The following is an 11,099-nucleotide window of genomic DNA, read 5'->3' as shown; positions in this document are numbered from 1 at the left end:
GAGCCGTGGCGACCGATCCGGCATGGCCCGCGCCTCTGCGCCCGTGGGGGGCGGCGCGGCAGTGGCGCCCGAGGTGGCGGCGCTGCGCGCGCAACTTGCCCAGGCCGAGGCCCAGCGCGACCAGCTGCGCGAACTGCTCGACCGGCTGTGCCGCGCGCTTGACGAGGACGCGGTCGCGCCGCTGGGCGGCGCGACCGGCGCCGAGGGGCTTGCCGTAAACGGTGCGCTGGCGGGGTTGGCCCGGCGCATGGGCGCCATGTCCGGCGAGGTCGCGGCGACCCATGAAGGGGCGGAATATCTCAGCGATTCCCTGCAGGATCTCAAGCGCCGTTCCAACGCGCAGATCGACCAGGTGCAGGCGGTGACCTTCAGCCTGGCCACCGTTGCCGAACTGGCCGACAAAAGCGGCACGCTGGCCGGCGAATCGGCCGAACTGGCCGAGCGTACCGACAGCGTTAGCCGCGAGATCGCCAGCGACATGCAGAACCTGACCCAGGCGATGCACCGCATCGAGGCCGCGTCGGGGCGGATCACCGGTGTCGTCGGCGATATCGAATCGATCGCGATGCAGACCAACATCCTGGCGCTGAACGCGGGCATCCAGGCCGCGCGGGCGGGCGAGGCGGGGTTGGGCTTTTCCGTTGTCGCCGAAGAGGTGCGGCGCCTGGCCAACACCACCAAGGGGCTTGCCATGACGATCGGCGGCATGGCCAAGGACTCGCTGGATGCGGCCAAGGACGGCGCCGATGTCGTGGAGGAAACGCAAAAGCAGGTCGGTGCCATCTGCGGGATGTCGCATGACACGCTGGTGGCGCTGGGCGCGTTGCGCGATCTGGCCAACGACCAGGCCACCCGCGTGGCCGACCTGCTGGACTCGGTCGAGGGAACGGTCGGCGCCGCGACCGAGAATGCCCGTCTCGTCAGCACCCTGAGCGAGCTTGCCGCGGCCAACGCGTCGCGCCCGGCGCCCGGCGCGCTCGCCGTGGCGGGACCGCCCGGGCGGGTCGACGCACAGCCCGCCGGTGCCGCCATGGCCGGCACGGCCATCGAACTGTTCTGACCGGCGCTGCGCCCCGAAAGGGCGGTCTTGCCCTGTTAGGCCCGGCCGCGCGCGCGCCCCTTGGCGCGGGACGGGCCCGGGCCGGGCGTGGCCCGGACTTGCAAGCCCGGCCACAAGGTGCAAACACGGAAAGGAACGACTGTTGCTAGAAATCCTGCCTGGCGGAGCGATCATGCACCTTCGGATTACCCACTTCCTGCCGGCGGTCGCCCTGACCCTCGGTGCCTGCAACGCCTCGGTCGATGCGGGCCGGGCCAATGACGGTTTCATCGAGGAGCTGCCCGAGGCCGTCGCCGCGGCAGCGGCCCCCTATCAGGACCTGCGCCATGTGCGCCTGCTGCCCGAGGACGGGTGCTATTGGTACCGCCACGTGGGGCCCGTCGAAACCACCCTGCTGCCGCTTCGCACCACCGAGGGCCGGCCGATCTGCACCCGCGCACAGCCCCGGCCGCCGGTCAGCGGCTAAGGCCCCCGCGCCGCCGGCGTCAGCTGCGCGCGCTGAGGCTTTCCTCGGCCGGGTACAGATGCGCCGTCGCCCCGGTGTTCACCTCGTCGTACAGCCCGTTGATATGGGCCATCACCATGCGCACACAGCCCGAACTGGACCGCGTGCCGATCGAGCGCGGGAACGGCGTGCCGTGGATGCGCAGATAGGTGTCGCGGTCGCCGACATAGAGATACAGCGCGCGCGAGCCCAGCGCGTTCCTCGGACCCGGCGGCATGCCCCCGGCGAACTGGGCATAGGTTTCGGGTTCGCGTTCGATCATGTTGGCGGTCGGGGTCCAGCGGGGCCATTTCGCCTTGCGCCGGATGGTGAACCGTCCCGGGGCATACAGACCCCCGCGCCCGATCGCGACGCCATAGCGCATCGCCGTGCCGTCGGGCTGGATATGGTAGAGATAGCGCGCGATCGCATCGACATGGATGTCGCCCGGCGCCAGCCCGTCGCGCGCCTCGACCCGGACCGGCAGAAACCGCGGGTGCAGCCCCCAGGGGTTCGAGGTTGCCGGGTCGAAACCGGGCGGCGTTACCTCGGCGTCCCATTCCGCCCACTGGTCCCTGTCCGCGGCTTCGGCGGCGGGGGCCACAAGCGCGGGGGAAAACAGCGCGGCGGTGGTCAGGATGAAATGGCGTCTGGTCAGCATGGCAACTCTCTGTATCCGGTGAACCGCGGGTTTGGCACGGATCCTTTCAAGAAGACGTCACCGCGCGGGTCCAATCAAGATCGAGTGTAGGGCCTTGTCCGACGCCTGTCTGCCGCAACCGCGCGGCGTTTACAGCAACTTGCGTTGAACCGCCATCGCGACCGCCTGCGTGGCGGTCTTGGCGCCCAGCTTGCCGCGCACCTTTTCCAGCCGGGCCTTGATCGTCGGAACCGACACGTTCAGCATCGCGGCCGCCTCGGCATAGGTCATCCCGTCGCGCAGGCATCGCAACGTCTGCAGCTCGGCCACGGTCAGCTCGATTCGGTAGCTCTTGGAAAAGCCCGCGTTCAGTTCGTCGACCGTGGCCGCCAGGAACAGGATTTCCTCGTCGTTGAACTCGCGGTCGGCCCGCGCCAGCGTCAGGATCGTCTTCTTGCCCTTGGTGGTGCGCGAGAACGAGGCGCCGTAGACGAGACCGTAGGCGCGGGCACGTGTCAGCACGCCGCGCAGGTCGGGCAGGCGGACCTCGGACCAGCGCTTGTTGCCGGTGTTCAGGATGTTCCAGATCAGCACCGGGTCGACATAGGTGTAGCCGCGGGATTCGTATTCCATCTGCCAGGCCTTCGGATATTCCGAATGGTAATATTCCGGGCCGCGAAAGGTGATGTTGTAGGCGAAGATGAATCCCGACGGTCCCAGAAGCCGCAAGGTCGGCAGAACGACATCCAGCGCGGGCACGCCGCTCTTGTTTTCGGAAGAATGAGGCATCTATCCCATCAATTTATACTAAAGTATAAGTCGAAAGTATAGTTTCGCCTATCTTTGGATTGAAGGCGGCCAAGTGCCGCGACAGCGTGTGGCCATGTCTACGATCTTTTCGCCCCCCCAGCGATTCCGACTTTCGCGCGACATGGTGGAGACCATCGCGCAGAATCTGGACTGCTTCGCCAATGATGGCGTCGTCACCCTGGAAAAGGACGCGGCCGGGGTTTGGATCGTGTTGCCGCAGGGCACGAAATGGTTTCTGGGCGCTGCGGATGCCGACCATCCGCCGCGCCGGCGTATGAGGAGCAATGTGCACTGATGTCGGAAGACCAGCCCATCGAGCTTGCCGCGCTTCGGCTTCCCTTCGACCATAGGCGGTGGAACCTGGTGACGCGGTTCCTGGCGTTGCGAAAGTCGGTGTTCATCGACCGGCTGAAATGGGATCTTTACCACGTTCAGGACCTGGAGTTCGAACAGTATGATTACCTGGGCGCGGTCTATATCGTGGCCCATCGCGGCACCGAGGTCGTCGGCGGTGCCCGCCTGCTGCGCACGGACTGGCGATATGGCAGGGGAAAATACGTCTATTCCTACATGATCCGCGATGCCTGGCTGGGCCTTCTGCCGGGCCTCCCGCGCGAGGTCTGCGCGGATGAACCGCCGGTCTCGGCGAAGGTCTGGGAACTGACGCGGCTGGCCGCGATGACCCCGGGCATCGCCGCCGACGTTCTGACCGCGGCCAATGCCTACCTGGCCGGGCAGAACGCCGAGGAGTGCCTGTTCCTCGGGCCGACCTCGTTCATGCGCATGGCGCGGTCGATGGGGTATCAGCCCCGCGCGCTGGGCGCGATCACGGGCAACAAGGACGGTCGGTTCATCGCGTTCGGTTGCGGGGTGCGACACGACCTGTCATTGGAGAACCGTCCGCCGGCGGCGGTCGCCGCCTGACGAAGCGGCCGGTCGACCCGGGGAATTGCCGCCCGGGTCTGACAGGTCGACCCCCGGGCGGGGTCGCAAGACCCGCCCGGCATCTGTGTGTTAGCGAGTCTGCAAAAGGAAATTTCATGCCACATGCCGTTGATATCCACGTCGGAAAACGCATTCGACATCGCCGCTGGATGACCGGGATGACCCAGCAGCAACTGGCCGAGGCGGTCGGGATCAAGTTCCAGCAAATCCAGAAATACGAGGTCGGCGCGAACCGGGTCAGCGCGTCGCGGCTTTGGGATATCGCGCGGGCGCTGGACGTTCCGGTCAGCTTTTTCTTCGACGGGCTGTCCAAGGCCAATGGCCATGCGGCGCCGCGCAAGCCGGGGACCCCGGCGGTCGATCTTCTGGATGACAAGGAGGCGCTGGACCTGATCCGCTTTTTCCACGCCATCCCTGAAAGCCAACGCCGCCGCCTGTTCGACCTGGCCTGCGCGCTGAGCAAGGCGCCCTGAACCGGCGGGCTGACCGCCCCGGCAGGGGCGCCTGCGCGCCTGCCATCAAGATTCCCGGCCTATGCCCGAAATCGGACACATGATCCTTTATTTATAACAGTTCCAAGGTATTTTCCCGCAGCCGAGATCGCCTCGCTGCGACACCGAAGAAACCGCCAACTGGCCCGCGTGGACCGTGAAATCCGCGCCTGCCGGTGGCGGTTTTTTCGTGTGCCATGAGGATATGTAACGATGTTTAGAAAACTGACCACGATGCCGATCAGCCGCCGCCTTCCTCTGGTGATGGTGCTGATCGTGGCGGGCCTTTCCATCTCGATGGGCGCCTTCCTGTACCAGCGCGCCTATCAGATGCAGTACGACTCCACCCGGGCCACGCTGAACGGGTTGGCCAAAGACCAGGCCGCGCGCGTGGCTGACTGGTTCGAGACGACGGCGCACCACCTCGCGTCAAACGCGGCGACCCCGCTGGTCGTCGACGCGATCACCGCGTTCGGCGCCGCGATCCGCGCCGATGGCGGCACCCTTGCCGCGGCACAGGCGGCCTATGTCACCGGCAACCCCCACCCCTTGGGTCAGCGCCAGGACCTGGCGGATGCGGGCGACGGCTCGGCCTATTCGGCGGCGCATGCGGCGCTGCACCGGCAGTTTCTCCGCACGCTGGACGCGTTCGGCTATTACGACATCTTCCTGTTCAACACCCGCGGCGACCTGCTGTATACCGTGGTGAAAGAGGCTGATTTCGGAGAGAATTTCGTCACCGGGCCCTATGCGAAAACCGGGCTGGGCCAGGTGTTCCGCAAGGCCGTGGACGCCGCCCCGGGCAGCGTGGCCTCGGCCGATTTCGCGCCCTACGCGCCCAGCGCCGATGTGCCCGCGGGTTTCATGGCCAGCCCCGTCGACGATGCGTCGGGCCGGCGCGTGGGCGTGATCGCGATCCAGGTGCCGACTGCGGCGCTAGCGGGTCTGGTCACGCAGACGTCGGCGCTGGGTGCGCTGGGGGACATGTATATCGTCGCCGGCGATGGCACCGCGCGCACCGCCTCGCGGTTCGACGACCGGTTCGGCGCGCTCGACACGCTGCCCGATGTGCCCTTCATCACCGCGCTGAAGACCGGCGAGACCGGGTTCTTCTACGGGGTCGAGGGCGTGGGCGGCCAGGAAAGCCTGGCCGACACCCGCAAGATCGACCTCGACTGGGCCGACTGGGTTCTGGTCGCCGAACTGGACAAGACCGAGTATCTTGCCAACCTCGCGGCATTCCGAAATGCCACCATCGGCTTCGTGTCCGTGGGCCTGCTGACCGCGGTGGCGATCAGCCTGTTCAGCGCCCGCGGGATCACCCGTCCGCTGGCCGGTTTCGTTGCAGCGATGAAAGATGTCTCCGAAGGCCGCTATGACACCGAGATCGCGGTTGCCGCCCGCGCCGATGAAATCGGCCTGCTGGGCCGCACGCTGGTCGAATTCCGCGACCGGCTGGCGGCAAGTGACGCCCTGGCCGTCCAGCGCGAACAGGACCGCGTGCAGCAGGACCAGGTGGTCCGCGACCTGTCCGCCGCGATGCAGACGCTGGCCGATGGCGACCTGACCCGCACGCTGGAGACGCCGTTCCCGGGCGATTACGAACAGCTGCGCGCCGATTTCAACGCCACGGTCGCGAACCTCAAGGAATTGATGGGCGCCGTGGTCGACAATGCGGCCGAAATCGGCACCCGCGCCGACGAGATCGCCTCGGCCTCCGACGACCTGTCGCAACGCACCGAGAACCAGGCCGCGACGCTGGAGGAGACGGCGGCGGCGCTGGACGAGTTGACCGGTTCGGTGCGCGCCGCCGCCGAGGGCGCGGCCGAGGTCGAAACCATCGTGCGCAACGCCCAGGCCGATGCCGAAACCAGTGGCCGCGTTGTGGCCGAGGCGGTCGATGCCATGTCGCAGATCAAGCAGTCGTCCCAGGCGATCGCCCAGATCATCGGCGTGATCGACGACATCGCGTTCCAGACCAACCTGTTGGCGCTGAACGCGGGTGTCGAGGCCGCGCGCGCGGGCGATGCCGGGCGCGGCTTTGCGGTTGTGGCCTCCGAGGTCCGCTCGCTGGCGCAAAGTTCGTCCGATGCCGCCAAGGAGATCAAGCGGCTGATCCTTGAAAGTGCGGGCCACGTGGAATCCGGCGTCGAACTGGTGAACCGCGCGGGCACGGCACTGCACGACATCGTCAAGCGTGTCAGTACCATTTCCGAACATGTCAGCGACATCGCGTCTGGCGCGCGCGAACAGTCGGTGGGCCTGGGCGAGATCAACGTCGGCGTGACCCAGCTTGACCAGGTGACCCAGCAGAACGCGGCCATGGTCGAAGAGGCGACGGCGGCCAGCGTGACGCTGAAGCGCGAGGCCGAAAGCCTGCGCCGACAGGTCGGCCGGTTCCGCCTCGATCACGGCACGGCCCCGGCGCTTGCGCCGCGTCCGGCGCTGCAGGTGATCGGCGCGCCGGACCGGCCGTCGCGGCCCGACCATGCCCCGCGCGCTCGTGCGGCCGGTGCCGGGGGCGCCCACGGCTGGCAGGATTTCTGATCCGAAAGGTCCCTCGGGTCGGACCCGGTCCCGCGGCCTGCCGCGGGGCCGGTTTTCGGTCTGCCGCGCCCCCCGGCTCAGCCGCCCAACACGCGCGGCACCCACAGGGTGAGCGCCGGAAAGGCCAGCAACAGCCCCACCCGCACCAGTTCCGCCCCGAAGAACGGGGCCACGCCCTTGAACGTCTCGATCATCGGCGTGTCCCTCGCCAGCGACGAGATGACGAAGACATTCATCCCCACCGGCGGCGTGATCAGCCCCAGTTCAACCACGATCAGCGCGAGAATCCCGAACCAGATCTTCAGATCCTCGGTGCTCATCCCGAAACCGGCGCCCTCGGCCCCCTGGTAAATCCCGCCGTTCAGCTCGACCAGCACCGGCCAGAAGAACGGGATGACCAGCAGGATCATCGACAGGCTGTCCATCAAACAGCCCAACAGGATCAGCGCCAGCAACAGCAGCACCATCACCGCCATCGGTTCCATGCCAGAGGCGACGATCCACTCGGCCGTGGCCTGCGGCAGCCCGGCCCGCGACATGAAGATCTTCATCAGTTCCGCGCCCAGCAGGATCAGGTAGATCATGCCGGTGGTCGAGGCGGTTTCCAGCAGCGCCGCGCGCATCTCGGCCAGCCGCAGCCGCCCGCGCAGCGTGCCATACAGCCAGACCAGCGCCACCCCCACCGCCGCCCCCGGCGTGGGGTTGTAGAGCCCCACGTAGATGCCCCCCAGCACGATGGCGAAGATCACCAGCACCGGCAGCACGCCGATGGTCGCCGCGCGAAACTCGGCCCCGTCCAGCGCGCCGGCGGCTGGCCCGGCGTTGGGACGGATCGCGACATAGGCCGCGATGGTCAGCAGGAACAGCACCACGGCCAGCGTGCCGGGCAGCATCGCGGCCATGAACATGGTCACGATGTTCGCCTCGACGATGATCGCATAGATGATCAGCACCACCGAGGGCGGGATCAGGATGCCCAGCACGCCCCCCGCGGCCAGCGTGCCGGTGGCCAGCGCGCCCGAGTAGTTGTAGCGCTTGAGTTCCGGTAGCGCGACCTTGCCCATCGTCGACGCGGTCGCCAGAGACGATCCGCAGACCGCCCCGAACCCCGCACAGGCCGCGATCGCCGCCATCGCCGTGCCGCCCCGCATCCAGCCGAGCCAGGCGTTCCCCGCCCGGAACAGCGCCTGGCTTAGCCCCGCGCGGGACGCGAACGCGCCCATCAGCACGAACATCGGCACGACCGACAGGTCGTAGATCGAGAACTGCCCCCAGGCCAATGTCTTGAGCTGGTTCAGCATCAGCGCCGGCCCGTTCAGCGCCGCGATGCCCAGCCCGCCCACCAGGATCATCGCATAAGCGATGGGCATCCGCAGCGCGATCAGCACGATCAGCGCCGCCAACCCGCCCAGGCCCAGCGACAGCGCCTCAGCCATCGGCCCCGCCGCGGGCCGCGCCGCGCGCGTCCTCGATCAGCGTCACCAGGCTGGCCAGCGCCAGAAGCGCCAGCGAGACCAGAACCGGCAAGAACGCGATCCAGACCGGGAATTGCAGGATGGTGGTGGTATAGCCGTATTGCCGCTGGTCGGCCATGCCCGCCGACATCCGCCACAGCAGCAGCCCCGCGAAAACCAGCGCCACCACCGAGGCCGCCAGCCGCAAGCGCGCCACCCAGGCGGGCGAGGCGCCCATGGTGAAGATATCCGCGCTGACATTGGCGCGCGTGATCTGGCACCAGGGCAGAAAGGCGAAGGCCGCGACCGCCACGCCCACCTGCGTCATCTCGAAATCGCCCGGAAAGGATTTCCAGACCACGCCGCCGATCACCGAGGCCACGTTCATCGCGATCACCGCGATCAGCACCGCGCCCCCCAAAAGCGCCCAGCCGGTGGCAAGCGCCGCCACGAGGGCGGCGAACCCGCGCCGGCCGGCCAGGGCGCCTTCGGCCATCACATGGACCCGTGCTTGGCGATCAGCGCGCGGGCCTTCTCGACCAGGGCGGTGCCGTCGATCCCCTTGGAGTCCATCTCCGCGATCCAGCGGTCGATCACGGGTTGCGTGGCCGCGCGGAAGGCTTCGGTTTCTTCGGGGGACAGCGTGACATGGGCGTTGCCCGAGTCCACGGCCATCTTGATCCCGAATTCCTCGGTTCCGCGCCAGACCCGGCCCAGTTCGGCCAGCCAGTCCGGCCCCGAAGCATCGCGGAATGCCTTCTGGATCTCGGCGGGCAGGCTGTCCCATTTCGCCTTGTTCATCGACAGCTGAAAGGTCGTCGTGCCCAGCCGCGTCTTGTCGGCCAGCTCGATCTGGTAATCGGTCTGGTCCTGGATTTTCAGCGGCGGAATGATCTCGAACGGGATCAGCGCGCCGTCGACCACGCCCTTTTGCAAGGCCTGCGGCAGTTCGGGCACGGGCATCGCCACCGGCACCGCGCCCAGCGCCTCGAGCACCCAGGCGCCGGTGCGGGTGGGAATGCGGATCTTCTTGCCCCGGAAACCGGCCGGGCTGCGGATCTCGGCATCGCGCATCTGGATCGCCTGGCCGGAATGGACATGCAGGAACATCACCTCGACGCCCGGGTAATCGTCCCTCAGGTCGGTTTCGAACATCTCGTACAGCGCAAGGTTCGCCGCACCCGGATCGTTGACATAGACGAAGGGCAGTTCCATCACCTCGGTCCGCGGGAACAGGCCGGGGGTATAGCCGTTCACCGTCCAGATCAGGTCCACCACGCCGTCGCGCACCTGGTTGATCAGCTCGGGCGGGCGGCCGCCCAGGGTCATCGAGGGGAAGATCTCGATCCTGACCTTGCCGCCCGAGTTCTCCTCGACCGCGCGGGCCCAGGGGACCAGCGTTTCGGTGTGGGTGGGCGAATTGGCCGACAGGAAATGGTGGAGCTTGAACGTGTAGTCCTGCGCCCAGGCCGCGCCCGCGCCAAGCGCGGAGACGGCGATCGCGATCGCAGCGGTCAAACCCTTGATCTTCATGGACATCCTCCCTGATTTCGACATGGCGTCTGGCGGTCCCGGCCGTCGTTGCGCGGCCTTGTGGCGGACCCTTCGGTTCCCTCGGTTGCCTTGGGTCCGGGGTACACCGAAGCCGGGGACCGGTCAACGCCGGGGCGGGGCGGGGCAAACGCGAAAAGGGCGCCGCGATGGGCGCCCTTTGGCAGTGAATTCAAGGTGTTGGCGATTACGCCAGCGCGATGTTCGTCGCGCTTTCGCGGCCGTCGCGGCCGGCTTCGATGTCGAAGGTCACCTTCTGGTTGTCGGCCAGCGTGCGCAGGCCGGCGCGTTCCAGCGCGGTGATGTGAACGAACACGTCCTTCTTGCCGCCATCGGGGGCGATGAAGCCGTAGCCTTTGGTTTCGTTGAACCATTTCACGGTGCCAGTGGCCATCCGTCTGTCTCCTAAGTCTTTGGTCCCGCTCGCATTATGCAACGGGTCGGCGCAGTCATGGGTCGATCGAGGTACTGCAGCCGTGAAGGAAGACAGTGGTCGAAAGTCGTAACGTCGCGTGTCCCATATGGGGCATCGCCCGAGTCGTTGCAAGAAAAATGAACGCGGCCCGGGGCGGCGCGGGGCCGATATGAATTCCATATGAATCGCATATGAATTCCATATGACTCCCGTAAGACCCCGAACGGTGCGGCCCGAGGGCGTTAACCCGGCGGGCGCATGGTGGCCCGGCGAAAGGAACCCCCATGACAAAGCGCGACACCGATCCCGGCACCGACGCCATGTTCGACCATGACGATTTCATGGACCCCCACCCGATGCGCCCGCGCGCCGACCGCCACCTGGGCAAGCGCGAGCTGCGCGACCTGGCCAGCGCGCAAGAGGCGATCATGCGGCTGCACATGTTCGTCTATGGCCGCGAGATGGAGGCGCTGCACGTCCCCGAGGCCTGGCACATCCTGCCGGAAATCTATCCGAAGAACCCGAAAAAGGTGCGGGTGACCCTGCTGCTGGAGGAGCCGGTGGCCAAGTTCTACCGCGCCAACGGCAAGGGGTACCAGGCGCTGATCAACGACGTGCTGAAGGCCTATGCGCAGCTGCGGCTGGCCAAGGTGATCGAGGGGCTGGAGGACAAGGGGCCGAGCGGGGAGCCGGTGTGAGGGG

Annotated in this window: 13 protein-coding genes; 7 read left to right on the top strand and 6 right to left on the bottom strand. The window is 67.2% G+C overall.

Going from position 1 to position 11,099, the window contains the following annotated elements:
• Positions 1–22 precede the first annotated feature (22 nt).
• Both EV662_RS01055 and EV662_RS01050 read left to right on the top strand, forming a co-directional pair.
• Positions 23–1,060 carry a methyl-accepting chemotaxis protein gene (locus EV662_RS01055; RefSeq protein ID WP_207903566.1) on the top strand — a complete coding sequence of 346 codons (1,038 nt, stop codon included), beginning with the start codon at positions 23–25 and terminating at the stop codon, positions 1,058–1,060.
• A 172-nt stretch (positions 1,061–1,232) separates the two neighbouring features.
• Positions 1,233–1,526 carry a hypothetical protein gene (locus tag EV662_RS01050; RefSeq protein WP_132460272.1) on the top strand — a complete coding sequence of 98 codons (294 nt, stop codon included), beginning with the start codon at positions 1,233–1,235 and terminating at the stop codon, positions 1,524–1,526.
• Positions 1,527–1,545: 19 nt separating this feature from the next.
• Here the strand turns inward: EV662_RS01050 and EV662_RS01045 are convergent, their stop codons facing one another.
• Both EV662_RS01045 and EV662_RS01040 read right to left on the bottom strand, forming a co-directional pair.
• The gene (locus EV662_RS01045) at positions 1,546–2,205 is read right to left on the bottom strand and encodes a L,D-transpeptidase (protein WP_132460271.1); all 660 of its coding nucleotides are present in this window, start codon (positions 2,203–2,205) and stop codon (positions 1,546–1,548) included.
• Between the two features lie 129 nt (positions 2,206–2,334).
• The gene (locus EV662_RS01040) at positions 2,335–2,973 is read right to left on the bottom strand and encodes a helix-turn-helix transcriptional regulator (protein ID WP_132460270.1); all 639 of its coding nucleotides are present in this window, start codon (positions 2,971–2,973) and stop codon (positions 2,335–2,337) included.
• Between the two features lie 94 nt (positions 2,974–3,067).
• On the opposite strand from EV662_RS01040, the gene EV662_RS19365 reads away from it, so the two are divergent.
• The 4 genes from EV662_RS19365 to EV662_RS01025 all read left to right on the top strand — a co-directional run bounded on the left by EV662_RS19365 (position 3,068) and on the right by EV662_RS01025 (position 6,977).
• Entirely contained in the window at positions 3,068–3,289 is a 222-nt protein-coding gene (locus tag EV662_RS19365) for a hypothetical protein (protein ID WP_165915478.1), read from the top strand.
• Positions 3,289–3,918 carry an acyl-homoserine-lactone synthase gene (locus EV662_RS01035; protein WP_165915477.1) on the top strand — a complete coding sequence of 210 codons (630 nt, stop codon included), beginning with the start codon at positions 3,289–3,291 and terminating at the stop codon, positions 3,916–3,918. Before EV662_RS19365 ends, EV662_RS01035 begins: the two co-directional genes overlap by 1 nt.
• Before the next feature lie 116 nt (positions 3,919–4,034).
• Positions 4,035–4,412, top strand: coding sequence for a helix-turn-helix domain-containing protein (locus EV662_RS01030; protein ID WP_132460268.1), 378 nt, complete (start codon positions 4,035–4,037; stop codon positions 4,410–4,412).
• A gap of 231 nt (positions 4,413–4,643) precedes the next feature.
• Positions 4,644–6,977, top strand: a complete 2,334-nt coding sequence (locus tag EV662_RS01025) for a methyl-accepting chemotaxis protein (protein WP_132460267.1) — start codon at positions 4,644–4,646, stop codon at positions 6,975–6,977.
• Between the two features lie 77 nt (positions 6,978–7,054).
• Here the strand turns inward: EV662_RS01025 and EV662_RS01020 are convergent, their stop codons facing one another.
• The 4 genes from EV662_RS01020 to EV662_RS01005 form a co-directional block, all read right to left on the bottom strand.
• A complete protein-coding gene (locus EV662_RS01020) occupies positions 7,055–8,413 on the bottom strand; it encodes a TRAP transporter large permease (RefSeq protein ID WP_132460266.1) in 1,359 nt (452 codons plus the stop codon).
• Entirely contained in the window at positions 8,406–8,927 is a 522-nt protein-coding gene (locus EV662_RS01015) for a TRAP transporter small permease (protein WP_132460265.1), read from the bottom strand. Before EV662_RS01015 ends, EV662_RS01020 begins: the two co-directional genes overlap by 8 nt.
• Entirely contained in the window at positions 8,927–9,964 is a 1,038-nt protein-coding gene (locus tag EV662_RS01010) for a TRAP transporter substrate-binding protein (protein WP_132460264.1), read from the bottom strand. The genes EV662_RS01015 and EV662_RS01010 overlap by 1 nt, the downstream gene beginning before the upstream one ends.
• Before the next feature lie 205 nt (positions 9,965–10,169).
• Positions 10,170–10,376, bottom strand: coding sequence for a cold-shock protein (locus EV662_RS01005; RefSeq protein ID WP_132460263.1), 207 nt, complete (start codon positions 10,374–10,376; stop codon positions 10,170–10,172).
• 305 nt (positions 10,377–10,681) lie between these two features.
• Between EV662_RS01005 and EV662_RS01000 the strand changes: the two genes are divergently transcribed.
• Positions 10,682–11,095 (top strand): BrnA antitoxin family protein, encoded by a 414-nt coding sequence (locus EV662_RS01000; protein WP_132460262.1) that lies wholly within the window; start codon positions 10,682–10,684, stop codon positions 11,093–11,095.
• Positions 11,096–11,099 lie beyond the last annotated feature (4 nt).

Origin of the sequence: Rhodovulum marinum, from assembly GCF_004343075.1 — a bacterium.
GTDB lineage: Bacteria > Pseudomonadota > Alphaproteobacteria > Rhodobacterales > Rhodobacteraceae > Rhodovulum > Rhodovulum marinum.
Note: the sequence above shows the minus strand (reverse complement) of the source record. Positions and strands in the feature narration are given on the sequence as shown.